Origin of the sequence: Roseateles microcysteis (assembly GCF_036880965.1) — a bacterium.
Lineage (GTDB): Bacteria > Pseudomonadota > Gammaproteobacteria > Burkholderiales > Burkholderiaceae_C > JAUASW01.
This window is the reverse complement of record NZ_JBAJMV010000002.1, coordinates 616,454-636,034: the sequence shown is the minus strand read 5'-3', so window position 1 is coordinate 636,034 and position 19,581 is coordinate 616,454. Positions and strand designations below refer to the sequence as shown.

Annotated in this window: 21 protein-coding genes; 7 read left to right on the top strand and 14 right to left on the bottom strand. The window is 66.5% G+C overall.

Going from position 1 to position 19,581, the window contains the following annotated elements:
* Nucleotides 1-38: 38 nt before the first annotated feature.
* The 7 genes from V3596_RS07825 to V3596_RS07795 form a co-directional block, all read right to left on the bottom strand.
* Nucleotides 39-755 carry a flagellar basal body L-ring protein FlgH gene (locus V3596_RS07825; RefSeq protein WP_334277114.1) on the bottom strand — a complete coding sequence of 239 codons (717 nt, stop codon included), beginning with the start codon at nucleotides 753-755 and terminating at the stop codon, nucleotides 39-41.
* A gap of 22 nt (nucleotides 756-777) precedes the next feature.
* Nucleotides 778-1,323: a cell division protein FtsI gene (locus V3596_RS07820; protein ID WP_334277113.1), complete on the bottom strand. Its 546-nt coding sequence runs from the start codon at nucleotides 1,321-1,323 to the stop codon at nucleotides 778-780.
* Nucleotides 1,320-1,841, bottom strand: coding sequence for a hypothetical protein (locus V3596_RS07815; RefSeq protein ID WP_334277112.1), 522 nt, complete (start codon nucleotides 1,839-1,841; stop codon nucleotides 1,320-1,322). The genes V3596_RS07820 and V3596_RS07815 overlap by 4 nt, the downstream gene beginning before the upstream one ends.
* A 17-nt stretch (nucleotides 1,842-1,858) precedes the next feature.
* Nucleotides 1,859-2,038 (bottom strand): hypothetical protein, encoded by a 180-nt coding sequence (locus V3596_RS07810; RefSeq protein WP_334277111.1) that lies wholly within the window; start codon nucleotides 2,036-2,038, stop codon nucleotides 1,859-1,861.
* 632 nt (nucleotides 2,039-2,670) lie between these two features.
* A complete protein-coding gene (gene fabB, locus V3596_RS07805) occupies nucleotides 2,671-3,885 on the bottom strand; it encodes a beta-ketoacyl-ACP synthase I (protein WP_334277110.1) in 1,215 nt (404 codons plus the stop codon).
* Nucleotides 3,885-4,457, bottom strand: coding sequence for a 3-hydroxyacyl-[acyl-carrier-protein] dehydratase FabA (gene fabA, locus V3596_RS07800; protein WP_334277109.1), 573 nt, complete (start codon nucleotides 4,455-4,457; stop codon nucleotides 3,885-3,887). Before fabA ends, fabB begins: the two co-directional genes overlap by 1 nt.
* Before the next feature lie 176 nt (nucleotides 4,458-4,633).
* Nucleotides 4,634-5,848, bottom strand: a complete 1,215-nt coding sequence (locus tag V3596_RS07795; protein ID WP_334277108.1) for an arginine deiminase — start codon at nucleotides 5,846-5,848, stop codon at nucleotides 4,634-4,636.
* A 217-nt stretch (nucleotides 5,849-6,065) separates the two neighbouring features.
* Between V3596_RS07795 and V3596_RS07790 the strand changes: the two genes are divergently transcribed.
* From V3596_RS07790 to V3596_RS07780, 3 genes are all read left to right on the top strand, one after another.
* The gene (locus tag V3596_RS07790) at nucleotides 6,066-6,935 is read left to right on the top strand and encodes an alpha/beta hydrolase (RefSeq protein ID WP_334277107.1); all 870 of its coding nucleotides are present in this window, start codon (nucleotides 6,066-6,068) and stop codon (nucleotides 6,933-6,935) included.
* Between the two features lie 75 nt (nucleotides 6,936-7,010).
* Nucleotides 7,011-9,185, top strand: coding sequence for a S9 family peptidase (locus V3596_RS07785; RefSeq protein WP_334277106.1), 2,175 nt, complete (start codon nucleotides 7,011-7,013; stop codon nucleotides 9,183-9,185).
* 2 nt (nucleotides 9,186-9,187) lie between these two features.
* Nucleotides 9,188-9,877 (top strand): hypothetical protein, encoded by a 690-nt coding sequence (locus V3596_RS07780; protein ID WP_334277105.1) that lies wholly within the window; start codon nucleotides 9,188-9,190, stop codon nucleotides 9,875-9,877.
* A gap of 3 nt (nucleotides 9,878-9,880) precedes the next feature.
* Here the strand turns inward: V3596_RS07780 and V3596_RS07775 are convergent, their stop codons facing one another.
* On the bottom strand, nucleotides 9,881-10,432 hold the full coding sequence (locus V3596_RS07775) for a hypothetical protein (protein ID WP_334277104.1): 552 nt from the start codon (nucleotides 10,430-10,432) through the stop codon (nucleotides 9,881-9,883).
* A 149-nt stretch (nucleotides 10,433-10,581) separates the two neighbouring features.
* On the opposite strand from V3596_RS07775, the gene V3596_RS07770 reads away from it, so the two are divergent.
* Nucleotides 10,582-11,724 (top strand): winged helix-turn-helix domain-containing protein, encoded by a 1,143-nt coding sequence (locus tag V3596_RS07770; protein WP_334277103.1) that lies wholly within the window; start codon nucleotides 10,582-10,584, stop codon nucleotides 11,722-11,724.
* Here the strand turns inward: V3596_RS07770 and V3596_RS07765 are convergent.
* The 6 genes from V3596_RS07765 to V3596_RS07740 all read right to left on the bottom strand — a co-directional run bounded on the left by V3596_RS07765 (nucleotide 11,709) and on the right by V3596_RS07740 (nucleotide 17,676).
* Nucleotides 11,709-12,320: a YitT family protein gene (locus V3596_RS07765; RefSeq protein WP_334277102.1), complete on the bottom strand. Its 612-nt coding sequence runs from the start codon at nucleotides 12,318-12,320 to the stop codon at nucleotides 11,709-11,711. The genes V3596_RS07770 and V3596_RS07765 overlap by 16 nt on opposite strands.
* Nucleotides 12,317-12,535 (bottom strand): DUF2788 domain-containing protein, encoded by a 219-nt coding sequence (locus V3596_RS07760; protein ID WP_334277101.1) that lies wholly within the window; start codon nucleotides 12,533-12,535, stop codon nucleotides 12,317-12,319. Before V3596_RS07760 ends, V3596_RS07765 begins: the two co-directional genes overlap by 4 nt.
* Nucleotides 12,536-12,541: 6 nt before the next feature.
* Nucleotides 12,542-13,327, bottom strand: a complete 786-nt coding sequence (locus V3596_RS07755; RefSeq protein ID WP_334277100.1) for a DUF2189 domain-containing protein — start codon at nucleotides 13,325-13,327, stop codon at nucleotides 12,542-12,544.
* A gap of 53 nt (nucleotides 13,328-13,380) precedes the next feature.
* On the bottom strand, nucleotides 13,381-15,969 hold the full coding sequence (locus tag V3596_RS07750) for a [protein-PII] uridylyltransferase (RefSeq protein ID WP_334277099.1): 2,589 nt from the start codon (nucleotides 15,967-15,969) through the stop codon (nucleotides 13,381-13,383).
* A 7-nt stretch (nucleotides 15,970-15,976) separates the two neighbouring features.
* Nucleotides 15,977-16,780, bottom strand: a complete 804-nt coding sequence (map, locus tag V3596_RS07745) for a type I methionyl aminopeptidase (protein WP_334277098.1) — start codon at nucleotides 16,778-16,780, stop codon at nucleotides 15,977-15,979.
* Between the two features lie 71 nt (nucleotides 16,781-16,851).
* Entirely contained in the window at nucleotides 16,852-17,676 is an 825-nt protein-coding gene (locus V3596_RS07740) for an undecaprenyl-diphosphate phosphatase (RefSeq protein ID WP_334277097.1), read from the bottom strand.
* A gap of 115 nt (nucleotides 17,677-17,791) precedes the next feature.
* Between V3596_RS07740 and V3596_RS07735 the strand changes: the two genes are divergently transcribed.
* From V3596_RS07735 to V3596_RS07725, 3 genes are read left to right on the top strand one after another with little or no spacing between them, the layout of a single operon-like run.
* A complete protein-coding gene (locus tag V3596_RS07735) occupies nucleotides 17,792-18,517 on the top strand; it encodes a TetR/AcrR family transcriptional regulator (protein ID WP_334277096.1) in 726 nt (241 codons plus the stop codon).
* 51 nt (nucleotides 18,518-18,568) lie between these two features.
* A complete protein-coding gene (locus tag V3596_RS07730; protein ID WP_334277095.1) occupies nucleotides 18,569-19,222 on the top strand; it encodes a protein-L-isoaspartate O-methyltransferase family protein in 654 nt (217 codons plus the stop codon).
* Nucleotides 19,223-19,231: 9 nt separating this feature from the next.
* Entirely contained in the window at nucleotides 19,232-19,573 is a 342-nt protein-coding gene (locus V3596_RS07725) for a rhodanese-like domain-containing protein (protein WP_395386304.1), read from the top strand.
* The last annotated feature ends 8 nt before the right edge of the window (nucleotides 19,574-19,581 follow it).

Sequence of the window (19,581 nt, the reverse complement as noted above, 5' to 3'; positions counted from 1 at the left end):
CCGGTGCTGCTGTCTCTGGGTCTGCCCGCCTTCGTGCGTCACCAGATGGAGAGGCTGCGCGTCAGCACGCGCTGCAGCCAGGTGCGCGAAGAGGCTTCCGAGACGTCGCCCTGGCCGACGTTTTCGAGGCTCGCATTGACCACGTCCTTGGAGTTGACGATGTTGCCGGGGCGGATATCGCGCGGGTCCAGCGTGCCCGAGAAGCGCAGGGTGTTGCGCCCGCCGTTCAGGCCGGTGCTGCGCTCGCCGGCCACCACAAGGTGACCGTTGGGCAGGACATTGATCACGGTGACGGCGAGCTGCGTGGCAAAGCTGCTGGAGGTCTCCGTGTTGCCAGATCCCTTGAACGAATCGCTGCCGGAGGCGCTGGCGTCGGCATTCAGGATGGTCTCGAGAACGCCGCCGCTCTTGCGCCCGGAGCCCGGGCCTTTCACGGCCAGCTTGTTGTCGCGGCTGGTGTCGCTGCTGGAGCGCTGGCTGGCTTGCAGGCTTTCGGCGATGTCCACCTTCAAGGTATCGCCGATCGATTGCGGCCGCCGCTCGCTGGAGAACAGCGAATTGGCCGGCATGTGGGCCTGGTAGATCGCGCCGTTGTTGGGCCGCTCGAGGTACAGCGGCGCCTTGACCGGCGCGGCCAGCATCGGGCCTTGCACCAGCGGCTGCGTGGAGCAGGCGCCGAGCATCAGCACGGGAAGCAGGGCCAGTGAGGGTTGCAGTGAGGGCAGGGTTGAGTGGCGGGGCCAGGTCTTGCTCATTCTTGTGTTCTCCCTAGCGGCTTCAACTGGTGAAGCCGGTGATGACGGCCTTGACCACCGGCGCGAGCTTGCGCCGCGTGGTCGACCATTTGCTGGTGCCGTAGTCGCTGTCCACCGCATAGGCGCTGCTGGCCATCAGGCTGCCGTTGGCGTGATGCAGGCTCAGCGCGGCTGAACTCAGGTAGGCGCGGTAGCCACTGCTCAGCGGCGGCGTGCCCCATTCGATGGTGACGGCGTAGCGCAGCCAGTACCGGCATTCCTGCTGGCCCGAACCCGATTCATAGACGCGGCTCGCCACACCTTGCTCGCGCAGCTCGAGCTGCAATGCCGGCACCAGGTCTTCCAGCGGCGTCATGCGGTTGTATTCGATGCACAGACTGGACATCACCGGCTCGCCGTGGTGCACGGTGTTGACGGCCTTGCCTGGTGCATAGGCCATGGCCGTGGTGCCCGCGGTGTCGGCTGCCTTGATCAGACCCCAGGCTTGCAGCGGTGCCACTGCGCCGCAGCCGGAAAGCAGGGCGATGGCGCCAAGTGTGCCGAGTGCAAGAAGCGCGCGGGCCTTCATACGATGACGTTGATCAGCGCACGGCCGGCCAGCGCCGTGAGTGCTGCATAGCCGGCGGCCGATTCCACAACCCCGCCGGCACGACCCGCGGCATCGGTCACTGCGTGCGCAGCGGCATCGGCCACCTCGCTGACGCCGCTGCGCACGGCGTCAATGCCCTTGATCAAGCTGTCGGCACCGGCGCTGACGAGCTCGATGGCGCCTTCGCCGACGGTATCGATCGATTCGGCTGCGGTGCTGACGATGTTGGCACCGAGCTCACCCACGTCCAGCACCAGCTCCTTCACATCGCCGGCGATCTCTACTGCCGAGTCTTCCAGTGCGCGCAGGCTTTGCGGGCTGAAGGAGGCGTGGACGCCTGCGGCCGCCACGACGTTCGTGGCGCTGTCGGCGTCGGCGCTATCGGCCTTGCGGGTTCGACCATCATCGGCCCGCAGCACATTGGCCTGGGTCTGGCGCCGGCCGACGTTGTCGGTGGCACCGCCGGTGGCGCTGTAGATGCTTGGCAAGCTGCTCATTCGCGGCTCCGCAGCGCTCAGGGTGTGCCGATGGGCGCTGTGGCTGGCCTGCCGGGCGTTCCGGGCGTTGGGGCGGCCGAAGCCTGGGCGCTCTTCAGCAGCTCGCTGAAATTGCCGGCAGGCGACTTGGCAGCGGCCGCAGGCGCGGGCTTGGCCGCCGTGGGCTCGACCTTGTTGAGCGGCAGGTTGACGTGCATGGCGGAACTCCTTCTGTGTCGGTACAGAAATTGTTGCCAGCCGGCCTGTTCGAAAAGGGCCGAGTACAGACTGCGAAGCTCTGGACTTCGCTTGCTGAGTGATGGACGTCACTCAAGGCGTGTGGGCGGCAAGCACCTGCTGCCGAGGCCCTGGGCAGCAGCCATTGCAGTCGCAAGATGAACGGTTCATCGCCAAGCTGGGAGGGAGACGCCTACCGGCACATTGCTGCCATTCGTTTTCTTGTTCCTCTGTTGGTCGAAGATCAGGCCGCCAGCGGGTTCCCCTGCGCTCGTGTCCCCCGGCCCTGGCTGCGCCAGGTCCTCCTCCTTTACCTCGCTTCGGGAAACCCACTGCCGACCTGATCCGCACCACTGTGGCCTTCGCCTGGTGGCATGCGCAGGTTCGGCCGAGGGCGTCGGGTGAGGGTTTGGGCGAGGTAAAGGAGGAGGATCGGGCGAAGCCCGGTCCGGGGGACAGGAGCACAAGCCCTCACCCGATGGCCTCGGCAGCGCGAACGAGCTTCAACGCGAACGGCTGCAAAGTGCCGTCAAGAGACATCGCCGGAACTCGACGATGAACCATGAAAAAGGCCTTGCATTGCTGCAAGGCCTTGATTGGAGCTCGAGAGAACTCAGGCGCTGAAGCGCGAGAACACCAGGGTGGCGTTGGTGCCGCCGAAGCCGAAGCTGTTGGACATCACCGTGTTGAGCGTCTGGTCCAGGCGCTCGCGCAGGATGGGCAGGCATTCTGCCGCCGGGTCCAGGTTCTCGATGTGGGCCGAGGCCGCAGCGAAGCCGCCTTCCAGCATCAGGAGCGAGTAGATCGCTTCCTGCACACCAGCCGCGCCAAGCGAATGGCCGGTCAGCGACTTGGTCGAGCTGATGTAGGGCACCTTGTCGCCAAACACCTTGCGCACCGCGCCCAGCTCGGCCAGGTCGCCCACCGGGGTGGAGGTGCCATGGGCATTGATGTAGTCCACCGGCGTCTTGAGCTTGCTCATGGCCTGCTGCATGCAACGCACCGCGCCTTCGCCGGACGGCGCGACCATGTCGTAGCCGTCGGACGTGGCGCCAAAGCCCACCAGCTCGGCAATGATGTTGGCGCCGCGCGCCTGCGCATGCTCGAGCGATTCGAGCACCAGCATGCCGCCGCCGCCGGCGATGACAAAGCCATCGCGCGAGGCATCAAACGCACGCGAGGCCGTGGCCGGCGTCTCGTTGTAGCTGCTGGACATGGCGCCCATGCCGTCGAACAGCAGCGAGAGCTCCCAGCTCTCCTCCTCGCCGCCGCCGGCAAACACCACGTCCTGCTCGCCCCAGGCGATCAGCTGTGCGGCGTGGCCGATGCAATGCGCGCTGGTGGCGCAGGCAGAGGTGATCGAGTAGTTCACGCCCTTGATGCCGAACGGTGTGGCCAGGCAGGCCGAGACAGTGCTGGCCATGGTGCGTGTGACCATGAAGGGGCCGACGCGCTTGATGCCTTTTTCGCGCAGCGTGTCGGCGGCCCAGACCTGGTTCAGGCTCGAGGCGCCGCCAGAGCCGGCGACAAGGCCAGCGCGCGGATTTGACACCTGGTCCTGCGTGAGGCCGGCATGCTCGATGGCTTGCTGCATGGCCAGAAACGAATAGGCGGCGGCGTCGCCCATGAAGCGCAGGTTGCGCCGGTCGATCAGCTCTTCCAGCTTCAGGTTCGGCCGGCCGCTGACCTGGCTGCGCATGCCCTTCTCGGCATAGCTCGGATTGAATGCGATGCCCGAGCGGCCAGTGCGCAGGCTCTCGGTGACTTCAGCACGGTTGTTGCCGATGCTGGAGACGATGCCCATGCCCGTGACAACGACGCGACGCATCAGAAATTCTCCGTGGACGTGAACAGACCGACCTTCAGGTCGGTGGCGACGTAGATTTCGCGGCCGTCGGCGAACATGCGGCCATCGGCAATGCCCATTACCAGCTTGCGCTCGATGACGCGCTTGAGGTCCAGGCGGTAGGTGACCTTCTTGACCGAGGGCAGCACCTGGCCAGAGAACTTGACCTCGCCGGCACCCAGCGCGCGGCCGCGGCCGGGGTTGCCGCGCCAGCCCAGCCAGAAGCCCACGAGCTGCCACAGCGCGTCCAGGCCGAGGCAGCCCGGCATCACCGGATCGCCTTCGAAATGGCAGGCAAAGAACCAGAGCTCGGGCGTGATGTCCAGTTCGGCCTCGATCAGGCCCTTGCCATGCTCGCCACCGGTGGCGTCAATGTGCGTGATGCGGTCCATCATCAGCATGTTGGGCAGCGGCAGGCGGGCATTGCCGGGGCCGAACAACTCGCCGCGACCGCAGGCCAGCAATTGCTCGCGCTCGTAGGAATGGACGCCAAGTTCAAGCTGGCTGGGACGCTGGGATGGGGTGAGCGGGTTGTCTGCCGCAGACGCTTGCATTGATTTGGCTCCGTCTCTTGTCTATCTGTCAGTGCGGGGTCGGCGCCGGATGGCGTCACCGGGTTCAAAGCCGACATGCTATTCGCAGTTTCGCCGCAGACGGGCGCGAAGGCCCTGTCAGGGGTCAACTTTTTTCAAATCAATGCTTTTCAAATCAAGCAGCGCGCAGCCCCGTTTTACAGGGGCTCGCGGCTGATCGGGCAGGCATAGGCATGGCTGCCGGCGCGGCCCAGGCTGCCGCCGGGCAGCTCGATCACTTCAACGCCCGCTTCACGCAGCTGGGCATTGGTGTGCGCATTGCGATGCCAGGCCAGCACCTGGCCCGGAGAAATCGCCAGCAACTGGCCGCCGTCTTCCCAGGGGCCGCCGGGGTCGCCGCCGCTGACGACGACGCGCAGCTGCTTCAGTTCCAGCGCTTCGGCCAGCACTTGCAGCAGAGGCCGCGTTTCCTGCTGGACTTCGAGCACATCGTTGCGTTTGCCGCGCCTCAGGCTGAAGGTCTGCAAGGCGTTGAGCGCGCTGCCACCCACGACGACCAGGTCGCGGTCGCAAAAGCTCAGCAGCCGGTCCAGGTGACAGCCCACCGGCATGGCCGGCAAACGCGCCACCAGCACTCGATCAGCACCGCCTCTGCTCAGAAGGTTTCTCGCCAGCTGGCTGACGGCCTGCACCGTCGTGTGCTGACCCATGCCCAGCAGCACCAGGCCCTTGGACAAGGGCATCACATCGCCACCGGCCAGCAGGGCTGGGCCAGGGTCCTGCTCGCCTTCGCCCCACCAGCCGGTGTTGCAACCCACGAAACGGGGATGAAAGTGATAGACCACGCCCAGCAGCAGCGCTTCATCCCGGCGTTCGGGGGCTCGCAGTCGCGAGAGGGCGACGCCATCGCCTATCCACACGCTGCTGTCCCGCATCAGCACGCTCCCTGGCAGTGGTGGCAGCAGCGGCGTGCGCGGGTCGGCGCTGCGCATCTGCAGGCCTTGCGGTTCAGTGGGATCGAAGGGCAGTTCGGCACGAACCAGTCCGCCGATCAGGCGTTCGGCAAGTTCCACAGCGGGCAGGTCCTGCAGCCAGGGCCTCAATTGCTGGGCCAGCTCAATGTCTACTCGCGTGGGGTCCAGCCAGCGGTCGAGCAGCCAGTTGCGTGCGATGCGGCGCTCCAGCGTGCCAGCGAGCAGATGGTGCAGCTCCAGCACTTCGACGCCGAGCAAGCGCAGTGCGGCGCAGAAGCGGCTGTGCTCCTCAGCCGCCTGGTCGACGAGGGGCAGGGCGTCGAACAGCGCGCCGGCTTCAGCACCTGGCGATTGGCGCCGCTGCGCCATGCCGGGCCTGCACACCAGCACCTGGCGCAAACGCCCCAACTCCGAATGCACGCCAAGCGATGGGTCCATACCAGCTGCCCCGCAAATCCTTCAGCGGCAAAGACTAAGGGAAAAGGGCGATCAGCGCGCGGTCTCTGGCCGTAACAGGCGCAAGCATCGGCGTCCGGTCGCCTTTATGTGGGACGCCCGTCTGGCTGCTGGCCTTCGGGTTTCCGTCGGCTTGCGCGCGGTCGGCGCGCTGAGACACTGCTCGATCACGACCACCCGATAGCAGCAAGGAAATCTGATGGCCCGCCCCACCGAAGCCTGGCTGACGGCGCAATATGACAATCGTGCTCGTGTGCCGGAGTCGGCCGTGCTGCTGCGCCGCTGGGCCGAGGCCTCGGCGCTGGCCCGCTCTCAGACAGATTGCCGCCTCGACATCGCCTACGGCGATGAACCGGGTGAACGGCTTGACATCTTCCCGACCCACTCGCCGAACGCGCCGGTGCTGGTCTTCATCCACGGTGGCTACTGGCGAGCGCTGGACAAGTCGGACCACAGCTTCGTGGCACCGGTGTTTGCAGACGAAGGCGCACTGGTCGTTGTGCCCAATTACGCGCTGTGCCCGACGGTGAGCATGGAGCGCATCGCCTTGCAGCTCGCGCGCGCCCTGGCCTGGGTCTGGCGCCATGCAGCCGAGCATGGTGGCGACCCGAGCCGCATCGTCGTGGCCGGGCATTCAGCGGGCGGGCACCTGGCCGCGATGATGAGCTGCTGTGACTGGAAGTCCTTGGGCGTGGAACTGCCGCGCGATCTGGTGAAGGGCGCGATGTCTCTGTCGGGTTTGCATGACCTGGCGCCACTGGCCCGCACGCCCTTCCTGCAGCGCGATCTCAAGCTCGACGCGGATGCCGTGCATCGCCTCAGCCCGGTGCAGTTCCCGGCGCCCGACACGCCGCTCTATGCCCTTGTCGGCAGCGAGGAGAGCGAAGAGTACAAGCGGCAGATGCTGGCGATCCGCGACGCCTGGGGAGCGCGCGCCGTGCCGGTCTGCGAGGAAGTGGAGAGCTGCCATCACTTCAACATCCTGCACGAGCTTTGTGACCCCGAGAGCCGTGTTCATCGCATGACAAGGCACTTGCTGGGCCTGCGCTGGTACAGCGGATTAGCATGACTTTCGACTGAAAACGGGCGGGCAAGAGCCGGGCAAAAGCTGGGCACAATCGGGCGCCTCAACCGGGGGAGTCCGATGACACATCCAAGCAGTTTGAAGAAGAACTGGCGCGAGCTCTTTCTAGGCTTGACGCTGATGGCCTGTGCAGGCCTGAGCCTGGGGCAAACGCAGAGCGAACCGCCCGTGGCGAGCAAGATGCCCAAGGATGTGAGCGTGCACGGCGACCGCCGCATCGACGACTACTTCTGGCTGCGTGAGCGAGACAATCCCCAGGTGATGGCCTATCTGAAGGCCGAAGCCGACTACACCGCGCAGTTCTACAAGCCGCTCGCCGGCCTGCAGGACAAGCTCTATGCCGAGCTGGTGGGCCGCATCAAGCAGGCCGACGAAGGCGTGCCGGCCCGCCAGGGCGCCTGGTGGTACAGCTCGCGCACACTGGAAGGCAAGCAGTACCCGGTCTACACCCGCCGTGCCGCCACCGGCCCGCAGCGCGCCTATGACGCCGCCGCACCGGAACAGACGCTCCTGGACCTGAACGAGCTGGCCAAGGGCCGCAAGTTCCTGGCCGTGAACCTGGTGCAGGTGAGCCCCGATGGCAAGCGCGTGGCCTACTCGCTGGACGAAACCGGTGCGCGCGACTTCGAGCTGCATGTGCGCGATATCGCGACAGGTGAAGAAGTCGCCTGGAAGGCCGCGCGCACCGATGGCGCGATCTGGGCGGCCGATTCGAAGACGCTGTTCTATGTCACCTCGAATGAAGCCAAGCGTCGCAACCAGCTGTGGCGCCACCAGCTCGATGGACAGGGGCCGGACGTGCTGGTCTACGAGGAGAAGGACGAGCTCTACAACATCGGCCTGGGCCAGACGGCCGACCGCCGCTACCTGACGCTCTACACGCGCTCCAAGGACACCGTGGAAGTGCTGGCGCTGCCCGCCGACAAGCCACTCGGCGCCTGGCAGGTGCTGCTGCCGCGCCGCACCGGCATCGAATATTCGGCGGAGCATCGCGAAGGCCAGCTCTATCTGCGCATCAATGATCGCGGCCCGAATTTCCGCCTCGCTGTGTTGCCGCTGCCGAAGAGCCTGAAGCTGACGCATGCCCAGGTCGACAAGGCCAGAGAGCTGATTGCGCACCGAGAAGACGCGATGCTGGAGCGCGCCGCGATGTTCAAGAATCACCTCGCCGTGCAGCTGCGCGAGCAGGGGTCGGTCAAGCTGCGTGTGTTTGATCATGCCAATTTCAAGAAGCCGCGCGACATCGGCTTTGACCAGTCCGTGTTCACCGCCACGCTAGGCGACAACCGCGAGTACGACAGCGAAACGCTGCGCCTGAACTACCAGGCGCTGACCACGCCGGCCGCCGTCTACGACTTCGGCATGAAGGACGGCCAGCTGGCCTTGAAGAAGCAGCAGCCGGTGATCGGCTTCGACGGCTCGCGCTATGAATCCAGGCGCCTGTGGGCCACGGCCAAGGACGGCACCAAGGTGCCGATCTCGCTGGTCTATGCCAAGGCCTTGCGGGGCGTTGGCCCGCGGCCCTTGCTCCTGCGCGGCTATGGCAGCTATGGCATTGCGTCCGACCCGCGTTTCAATGCCAACGACCTCTCGCTGCTGGACCGCGGCGCGGTGGTGGCCATTGCCCACATCCGCGGCGGCGGCGATCTTGGCAAGCGCTGGTACCTGGACGGCAAGCTGGCGAAGAAGATGAACACCTTCACCGACTTCGTGTCGGTGGCCGAGACGCTGATCAAGGAAGGCTGGACCAGCCCCGACAAGCTGATCATCAACGGCGGCAGCGCCGGCGGCCTCCTGATGGGCGCGGTGGTGAACCTGCGGCCCGAGCTGTTCAAGGCCGTCGTGGCCGAGGTGCCGTTCGTCGACGTGATCAACACCATGCTCGACGAAACCATTCCGCTGACGACGGAAGAGTTCATCGAATGGGGCAACCCCAAGATCGCCGAGCAGTACGCCTGGATGCGCGCCTACAGCCCCTATGACAACCTGAAGCCGGGCGCCTATCCGGCCATCCTGACCCGCACCGGCATCAATGACAGCCAGGTGCCCTATTGGGAGCCGGCCAAGTACGTGGCCAAGCTGCGCGCCTTGAAGACCAACGGCGCCACGCCGCTGCTGTTCGACATCAACCTCACCGCCGGCCACGGTGGCGCTTCGGGCCGCTTTGATGCCTTGAAGGAGCGGGCCAAGGTCTATGCCTTCATGCTGCAGCAGTGGGGCATGGCGGGCGATTGAGCATGGCGTTGACTGAGGACGGCACGGTGAGTGGGGCGGCAGTGATCACGCTGCCCGCGCCACCCAGGTCGCGGCTACTGCTCGGAATGACTGCGGCGCTGCTGGTGAACGCCGGCTTGCTGCTTTTTCTGCAGCGCGACCGACCCGCGGTCAAGGCTGCGAGCCGCTTGATCGCGCTGCGCATCCTGCCGAGCGAGACCATCCCGGAGCGCCGGCCGCCGCCCCGGGCAGCCCCTGCCACAGCGCCCACGGCGCGAACCATTGCCGTGCCGGCGCCCGAAGTGGCGGTGACAGCGCCTGCCCTTGCAGCCCCAGTCGCAACGACAGTCGCAACGAAAGCCGCTGAGCCGGCGTCAGCGGCAACGGCAGGGCCGACCAGGCCGGAACCCTTGAAACTGGCCTTGCCCGCCGGCCGCCCCGCTTCCGGCCCGCGCAGCGAGTCGATGCTCAGCCAGATGCTCAATGACCCGCGCGCCAACAGCGAAAAGCGCTCGGTCGAATATGCGGTGGCCGACGCGGCGGGCACCCTGCCTGTCGTCGTTCAGGACGCCACCGACGGCACCGGCAACAAGCTCGTTCGCCAGGGCAGCAAATGCACCCGCGTGGTGACGCCCCGCATCGGCATGCTGAACCCGATGGACCAGAGAGCTCAGGGATTTGCCGGAATGGCGGGCAGCTGCTTCACGAAATAGGGCTCAGGCCTGCGCGCGCGCTGCCCGGCGAAACAGCAGGGCCGACAGCAGCCACAACAGACTCAGCACGACCGAGGCCACCAGGCCGGCGGTGTCGAGCTCAGCCGCAACCACCACCAAGCCCACCAGCGCCTGAAGGCTTGCCATCACCAGCAGGTTGGCTGCCATCGCTGGCGCCTGGCCGCGGCCGAGTATGCTACCCAGCAGGCCGCTGGCCAGCACGCCGAAGAACATGCCATTGGCCAGGTGGCTGGGCTCGCCGACGATGCCAACGGCCAGATTGGCCCAGACGACCAGGAAGGCGCTCAACAGCGCGACGCCGGCAGCCAGGCGGTACTGCAGATCAGCAGTCTGGCGCGCCGCCAGTTCGAGGCCGGCGCCGACGCCGGCCAGCATGAGCCCGAAAACCAGGAAATCGCCGGCGCTCCAGCGCACCTCGGGCGTGAATTGCATGGCCACCAGGGGCACAAGCAGGAGGAGGGCGGCGGCGCTCCAGCCGGCGATGCGCCACGCCTGCGAACGCATGCGGGCCGGGGAAGTGCTGGAAGGATTCATCGGGAAGTCTCCGCAGAGAAATGAGTTGTGCCCAGGCTAACTCCGGGGGGCGTGAGCGTCGTGAGGACCTTGTGAGCATTTGCTGAGCCCCGGCAGTCGGCCTGCATCGCTATGATTTGGCAGCCTTCCCACCAGCCCCTTCACCGCCCTTGAGCAGCGCCCCCTCGCCCCCATCCGTGCACAGCTTCGACCACTTTGTGCTCGATGCGGGCCAGCGCAGCCTCTGCCGTGGCGGCGAGCCAGTTGCCCTCAATGCCCGCTATTTCGATGCGCTGGCGCTGCTGGTGCGGGAGCATGGACGGCTGGTCGGCAAGCAGCGCTTCTTCGATGAAGTCTGGGCCGGCAGCGTGGTGACCGATGCGGCGCTGACCCAGTGCATCAAGGAGATCCGCCGGGCCCTGGGCGACGACGCCAGTGCGCCCCGATTTGTGCGTACGGTGCCTGGCCATGGCTACATCTTCATTGCCGAGATGCAGACGGCCAAGGCGGCCGAGGCGGCGAGCGTGACAGAGGCGGCCGGTGTGCCGGCACCGCTGCTGCCGGACACCCACGCGGCAGCAGGCGGCTCGGTCTTTGCCGCCGAACTCGTCTCGGCCGTGCTTGGCGGCGCCGTGTCCGGGCTGCTGGGCGGCTTGCTGTACGGATCCGCGCTGGCCTTCTCGCCGCAGGCCCTGGGTGTGGGCAGCGTCTCGGTGCTGGGCGTCCTGCTGGCGCTTTGCATCTTTGTCGGCGTGGCCGGCGCTTTCGGTGTGGGGCTGGGTCTGGCGGCGGCGCGGCGCTGGACACGGGGCCCGGGCTGGCAACTGGCTGGCGGCGCGCTGGGCGGCTTTGTCGTCGGCGGGCTGACCAAGCTGCTCGGCTCGGACACCTTCACCTTGCTGGTGGGCCATGCGCCCGCGGGCACAACCGGTGGACTCGAAGGTGCTGTCATCGGCTTCGCGGTGGTGGCCGGCTGGCTGCTCGGCGGCGCCGGCGAGGCCGCGAACATCCGTCGGCCGGTGCTCTGCGCCGCCTTCACAACCGGCTTGGCGGGCGCGCTCCTGCCCTTGGCTGGCGGCAGCATGATGGCGCGGAGCCTGGACCGCATGGCGGCCAGCTTCGACAGCTCGCGCCTGGACCTCGGCCCGCTGGCGCGACTGTTCGGTGAGGCGCAACTCGGCCCCATCTCGCAGTCGGCGCTGGGGATGATGGAAGGGGCCTTGTTTGGCGCCTGCTTCGCCGGCGTGATCTGGGCAGGCCGGCGCCGCATGGCTCGGCCGGCACCGCAAACCGGCGCTCAGGTCGCCATGTAGCGGCCGGGCCGGTGGTTGATCGCCAGCGCGGCGTTGATGGCCGCCATGCCCAGCAGCGACAGCGCAATCTGGCGGGGCTGCACCCAGGCCAGGCCGGTCAGCAGGACCAGGCTGTCCAGCCCGGCCTGCAGGTGGCCGGCGCGCCAGCCGCGGCTGTCCTGCAGCCAGAGCACCAGCACGTTGAGCCCACCCAGCGAGGCCTTGTGCCGAAACAGGATCAGCATGCCGGCGCCGATCAACAGGCCACCGGCGAGCGCGGCAAAGAGCGGGTCGAGCGCGCTGAACGAGATCCAGTGTGGCAGCCCCTCGGCGAAGCCCGACATCAGGCCAACGGCGCAGAGCGTCTTGAGCGTGAAGGCCGGGCCCATGCGCCGCCAGGCCAGACCATAGAAGGGCAGGTTGATCGCGAAGAACAGCAGGCCCAGCGGCCAGCCGCTCGCATAGTGCAGCACAAAGGCGATGCCCACGGTGCCTCCACTGAGCATGCCGGCCTGCTTGAACAGCAGAACGCCTAGCGCGGCGAACAGCGTACCGGTCAGTAGGGCTTGCAGGTCCTCGAGGTGGCTGTGCCGGAAGCTGCGGCTGATCATCGTCATTCGCCCAGCCCATGCAGGAAGAACTTGATCAGACCCTTGGCGGCAAAGCCCACCAGTCCGAATCCCAGGCCCAGCAGCAGCACGAAGGTGCCAAAGCGCCCGGCCTTCGACTCGCGCGCCAGCTGCAGGATGATGAAGACCATGTAGAGCATGAAGGCGGCCACGCCGAAGCTGAGGCCGAACTGCGCGATCTGCTCTTCCGTGTAGCCGAACATGGAGATTTACGCCCCGCGGACGAGATCGCGATAGGCATGCCAGCTGGCATGGCCGAGCAGCGGTGCGATCACGATCAGGCCCAACATGGCGGTGGCCATGCCGACCAGCGTCATGGCCATGATCAGAAAGGCCCATAAGGCCACCGGGGCCGGATGCTCCATCACGACGCGCCAGCTGGTGAACACGGCGCCCAGCACACTGATCGATCGGTCCAGCAGCAGCGGTATTGCAACCACGCTGGAGGCGAACACCGGTGCGGCCAGCACCGCGCCCAGCGCGAGCCAGGACTCGAACAGCAGGCCGCTGTCGCTCAGCAGCACGTGGCGGACGAAATCCAGGGGCTTGTTGATCGGTGCGGGTGCCATCGCCGTGATCAGCGAAGCCGAAGTCAGCACCCAGCCGGTGCCGGCCAGGGCCAGCAAGAGGCCGAAGCGGACGAGGCGGGTGTCATGCGGCTGCCAGGCCTTGAGCACGGTGGCGAATCCGATGGGCTCGCCCCGTTCGATGCCGCGACTCAGCGCATAAAGCCCGGTCGCGAGCACAGGTGCCACCAGCAGGAAGCCGCTGAAGGCGCCGGCCAGCAGCCAGAAACGTTCACGCGCCAGCCAGAAAATCAGCATGCCGCCGAGCGCCAGCACCAGGCCGTGCAGCAGCGAAACGAGCGGGCAGCGCCACAGGTCGCGCCAGCCGCGTGCCAGCCAGCCCAGAGGGCGCAGCAAGGGAACGGGGCGGACACCGAACTGGCGTGATTCGGCCAGGGCCTTGTCACTCGATTTCAGGCTCGATTTCATGTTGGAAGCGATCTTGCCCGACGAAACTTCATCGCTTCTTGATGCCCATCAACTCAGCCGGGAATGGATACCGCGTCCAGCAGCTCGCTCTCGATTTGCAGCTGCAGCTTGTTCTGCTGCAGTGATGCGCCATCGACGAGGAAAGTGTCTTCCACCCGCTCTCCGAGCGTCGAAATCTTGGCCAGCTGCAGATTGATGCGGTGGCGGGCCAGCACGCGGGCAATGGCGTAGAGCAGGCCGGCGCGGTCGCTGGTGCTGATCGACAGCAGCCAGCGTTGTGCCTTCTCGTCCGGCCGCAAGGCGATGCGCGGCGTGAACGGGAAGCTCTTCACGCGGCGCGACAGCCGGCCACGGCGCGGCTCGGGCAGCGGCCCTTGCTCCTTCAGGATCTGCGACAGCTTGGACTCGACCAGTGGCACCAGGTCGCGTTGGTCGAGGTCCAGCTCGGGGCTGATCACCTGGAAGGTGTCGAGCGCATAGCCATTGCGCGTGGTGTGGACCTTGGCGTCCAGGATGTTGAAGCCGGCGCCATCGAAGTAGCCGCAGATGCGGGCGAACAGGTCGGGCTGGTCGGGGGCATAGACCAGCACCTGCAGGCCTTCACCAATTGGCGACGGGCGGGCCTGCACCACCGGCACGGGAGACTCGATATGCCGCCACAGCGCGCGCGCATGCCAGGCCAGGTCGCCGGCGTCATGCCGGGCGAAGTAGCTGAGCTCCAGCGTTTTCCACAGCGGCTCTTCGGTGCCGGGCAGGGCCGAGAGCAGGGCCAGGGCCTGCCGCGCCTCCTGTTTGCGGGCTTCGATGTCGGCGTCGAAGTTGGGCTTGGCGCCGCCCAGTGCGCGCAGTGCCAGCCGGTAGAGGTCTTCCAGCAGCTTGCCCTTCCAGGCATTCCAGACCTTGGGGCTGGTGCCGCGGATGTCGGCCACCGTCAGGAGATAGAGCGCCGTCAGGTGGCGGGCATCGACCATCTTCTTCGCAAAGGCCTGCACCACCTCGGGGTCCGACAGGTCCTCCTTCTGCGCCACGCGAGACAGGGTCAGGTGATGCTGGACCAGGAAGATCACCAGTTCGGTGTCGGCCTTGTCCAGCCCATGCTGGCGGCAGAAGCGCCGTGCCTCCACCGCGCCGAGGTCCGAGTGGTCGCCGCCGCGGCCCTTGGCCACGTCGTGGAACAGCGCGGCGATGTAGAGCAGGTGCGGGCGTTCGAACTGCGAGGCCAGCTGCGAGCAGAACGGGTACTCGTGCGCATGCTCGGGGATGAAGAAGCGGCGCACATTGCGCAGCACCATCAGGATGTGCTGGTCCACGGTGTAGACGTGGAACAGGTCGTGCTGCATCTGGCCGACGATGCGCCGAAACACCCAGAGGTAGCGGCCCAGCACCGAGGTCTGGTTCATCAGCCGGAAGGCGTGGGTCTGGCCTTCCTTCTGCTGCAGGATCTGCATGAAAAGCGCACGGTTGGCCGGGTCGCGCCGCCAGGCGGCATCCATCAGCTCGCGGGCGTTGTAGAGGGCGCGCAAGGTGCGGGCCGAAAAGCCCTTGATGCCCGGCGTCTGCTGGTAGATCAGAAAGGTCTCGAGAATGGCATGCGGCTCGCGCTCGTAGAGCTCGTCGTCCACCACCTCCAGCATGCCGGCGCGCTCCAGGAAGCGCGGATTGATCGGACGCAGGTGGGCCTGTTGCGAGCCGTTGATGCGCTCTTCCAGATTGAGCAGGAGCACCTGGTTCAGCTGGCTCACCGCCTTGGCGGCCCAGTAGTAGCGCCGCATCAGCATCTCGGAGGCGCGCTGGCCGCCGCTGGCCTTGTAGCCGAAGCTCTCGGCCACGGCGGTCTGCAGGTCGAACACGAGCCGGTCTTCACGGCGGCCGGCCACGGCATGCAGCCGGGCTCGGATCAGGGTGAGCAGGCCTTCGTTGCGCTGCAACTGGCGGCTCTCGAAAGGCGTGATCAGGCCCTTGGCCGCGAGCTGGGGCCAGGTCTTGCCCAGGCCAGCGGCACGAGCGATCCAGATCAGGAGCTGCAGGTCGCGCAGGCCGCCCGGGCTTTCCTTGCAGTTGGGCTCGAGCGAGTAGGGGGTCTCTTCGTATTTGGTGTGGCGCTGGGCCTTCTCAAGCGTCTTGGCGCGCAGGAAGGCCTTGGGGTCCATCGCCTCCTGCAGGGCGCGCTCGAACTGCTTGAAAAGCGTCTTCGGGCCAGCGAGCAGCCGCGCTTCCAGCATCGCCGTCTTCACGGTCACATCGCCGGCAGCTTCGGTCAGGCATTCGGTGAGCGTGCGCACCGAGGAGCCGATTTCCAGTCCGCTGTCCCAGCAGGCGGTGATGAAGGCCTCGAGGCCGTTCTTGACGGCGCCGGGCTGGTGCGCTTCAACCTCATCGGGCAGGAGCACGAGCACGTCGACATCGGAGTACGGGAACAGCTCGCCGCGCCCAAAGCCGCCGACCGCCAGCAGGCAGGCGCCTTCGGGCATCGAGGCGTCGTTCCAGAGTTGCAGCAGCTGGGCATCGACATGCCTGGCCAGCTGGCGCAGGAGCGTCTTGGCAGCCGTGACCGTGGGCCGGGCTTGCATGAAGCCCGTGATCAGCGCTTGCTTGCCGCTCTTGAACTCGCGGCGCAGTTCGGCCAGGTCCACCGCGCTCAACGCCCGGTCAGCCGGTGATGAAGGCCGGTGGCGGCGGGCTGCCGGCTGAGAGCGTCAGCACTTCGTAGCCCGTCTCGGTCACCACGATGGTGTGTTCCCACTGGGCCGACAAGGAACGGTCCTTGGTGACGATGGTCCAGCCGTCGCCCATCTCGCGGATCTCGCGGCGGCCGGCGTTGATCATCGGTTCGATGGTGAACACCATGCCAGGCACCAGCTCTTCCAGCGTGCCCGGGCGGCCGTAGTGCAGCACTTGCGGCTCTTCATGGAACACCTGGCCGATGCCATGGCCGCAGAACTCGCGCACGACGGCAAAGCCGGCGTTCTCGGCGAACGTCTGGATTGAATGGCCGATGTCGCCCAGGCGAGCGCCGGGCTTGACCTTGGCGATGCCCTTCCACATGGCTTCGTAGGTGAACTGGCACAGGCGCTTGGCAGCGATCGAGCCCTCGCCGACGATGAACATGCGGCTGGTGTCGCCATGCCAGCCATCCTTGATGACGGTGACGTCGATGTTGACGATGTCGCCGTTCTTCAGGACCTTGTCGTTCGGAATGCCGTGGCAGACCTGGTGATTGACCGAGGTGCAGATCGACTTGGGGTAGGGCGTGTAGCCCGGCGGGCAGTAGTTCAGCGGCGCGGGGATCGCCTGCTGGACGTTCACGATGTGGTCGTGCGCGAGCTTGTCCAGCTGCTCGGTCGTCACGCCTGGCTTCACATGCAGGGTCAGCATGTCCAGGACTTCGGAGGCCAGCCGGCCGGCAACGCGCATGGCGGCGATATCGGCCGCGTCTTTGATCGTGATCGTCATATGGGTGCGTATTTTAGTTCCGACATCACATCGCCCCTGGCGCTATGAGTCTTCTCTGAAGTGCAAGCGCCTTAATCTGCCCACACCACAAGGCCGCTCCAGGCGGTCGCCAAGACCACAAGCCCGAAGGCAATGCGATACCAGGCGAAGGGTGTGAAGCTGTGCGTGGCGATGTAGCGCAGCAGCCAGCGCACGCAGACCCAGGCCGAGAGGAAGGACACCACCAGGCCCGCGCCGAACATGGGCAGGTCGGCCGCCGAGAGCAGGGCACGCTCCTTGTAGAGGCTGTAGAGGCCAGCGCCGATCAGCGTGGGGATGGCCAGGAAGAAGGAAAAGTCGGTCGCCGCCTTGCGCGACAGGCCCAGCAGCATGCCGCCGATGATGGTGGCGCCCGAGCGGCTGGTGCCCGGCACCATGGCCAGGCATTGCACCAGGCCGACCTTCAATGCATCGAGTGGGCGCATATCGTCCACCTCGTGAATGCGTACCGCGCTGGCTGGTCTGCGCTCGGCCCACAGGATGATGAGGCCGCCGATGATGAAAGTGGAGGCCACGACCGTGGGCGTGAACAGATGCGCCTTGATCGCCTTGCCGAGCAGCAGGCCCAGCACCACGGCGGGCAGGAAGCCGATGGCGACATTGAGCACGAAGCGCTGGGCGCGCGGTTCGCTGCCAAGGCCTGCGGCCGTCTCGCGCAGGCGCTGCCAATAGACCAGGATCACGGCAAAGATCGCGCCGGTCTGGATCGCGATGTCGAAGACCTTGCTCTTGTCGTCGTCAAAGCCCAGCAGCGAGCCGGCCAGGATCAGGTGGCCGGTGGAGGAGATGGGCAGGAATTCGGTCAGGCCTTCGACCAGGCCCATGACCGCAGCCTTGATCAGCAAAAGGAGGTCCAAGAAGCGCTCCGGCAGACTTGTTTTGAGAGGGCGGGATGATAGCCGCGGGGCCGGCTGCGCCTTGATTGGGCCGGAGTCAGCCCTTATATTACTGACCAGTCAGTCAGTACAGACCATGCCAGCCGTACCCAACGCTCCGTCAGCCCGTCCGGCCGTCGCCGCTGCCCCGCAGCGCCAGCGGCGCAAGGAGGCGCGCCCGCAGGAGTTGCTGGCTGCTGCATTGGCCCTGTTCGTGGAAAAGGGATTTGCGGCCACACGTTCTGAAGAAGTGGCGGCCCGGGCCGGTGTCTCCAAGGGCACGCTCTACCTCTACTACCCGAGCAAGGAAGAACTGTTCAAGGCCGTGGTTCGGGAAACCCTGGCCAGTCATATTGCCGATGGCCAGCAGATGCTGGCCCAGCACCAGGGTGCGATGGCCGAGCTGCTACGCCAGGTGATGCATGAATGGTGGCAGCGCATCGGCCTCGGGCCGGCCGGTGGCATCAGCAAGATCATGACGGCCGAGGCGCGCAATTTCCCGGAGCTGGCCCAGTTCTATGTGGATGAGGTGATCGCGCCGACGCATCGGCTGCTCGCCGGCCTGCTGGAGCGCGGCATGGCCAGCGGCGAGTTTCGCCGGGTCTTGGTGGACGACGCTGTCCATGTGCTGATTGCGCCGATGCTGCACCTGACCCTGCAGCAGCATTCCTTTGGGGCCTGCATGCTGCATGACCCCGATCTGGACGCGCGGCGCGTGCTGGACCTGCAACTCGACCTCATGCTGGGCGGCTTGTTGGCGCCCGCGCAACTGCAGGAGGCACCACCGCTTTCGACACCCCCAGGCACCCGGCGGCCGAAATAGAATCCGCCATTCCGCTTTTTGCCCGAACCGGCTCGCTAAGGACTCTTTGACATGGACATCGAACAGGCACGTTTCAACATGATCGAGCAGCAGATCCGCCCCTGGGACGTGCTGGATGCGGGCGTGCTGCAGCTGCTGGGCCAGGTCAAGCGCGAGGACTTCGTGCCCGAGGGCTACCGCGCGATGGCCTTCATGGACACCGAGCTGCCGCTCGGTGGTGGCCGCCAGATGCTGGCACCCCGCGTCGAGGCGCGCCTGCTGCAGGAGCTCAAGCTCAAGCGCCAGGACAAGGTGCTGGAAATCGGCACTGGCGCTGCCTACCTCAGCGCCCTGATTGCGCACCAGGCCAGGCAGCTGATCACGCTGGAGCAAGACCCGACCCTGGCTGCCCAGGCCGCGCAAAAGCTCAAGCGCGCCGGCCTGTCGAACGTTGTCGTTCGCGAAGCCGCGGGCTCGCAGGGCGCAGTCGGCGACGCGCCGTTTGACGTCATCCTCCTGAGCGGCTCGGTGGCCGAGGTGCCGCAGGCGCTGCTGGACCAATTGGCGGCGGGTGGCCGCCTGCTGGCCATCGTGGGCTCGGGCCCGGTGATGCAGGCCACGCTCTTCACCCGCCAATCGGCCGGCGAATTCAGCCGTCGCGAGCTGTTCGACACCGTCGCGCCGCGCCTGGCCGGCTTTGCCGACAAGTCCGCTTTCCAGTTCTGATCACCGGGAATGGCTGAGTTGCAACTTTCGGCAGTGGACCTGCAAGCCTTGCTGCAGAACCCTGCCGGAACGCCGCCGATGTTGCTCGACGTTCGCGAGGCCTGGGAGCGCGAGCATTGCCGCATCGACGGCCCGAGCGGGCCCAGTCTGCACATGCCCATGGGCGAGGTGACGGCGCGCTTTGGCGAGCTCGATCCCCTGCATCCTGTCGTTTGTTATTGCCATCACGGCGTCAGAAGTTTGCAGGTCGTCGCATTTTTGCGGCGCCAGGGCCTGCAGTCGGTCTATAACCTCGCCGGTGGCATCGAAGCGTGGTCGCTGGCGGTTGATCCCGCCATGCCCCGATACTGAATGCACCG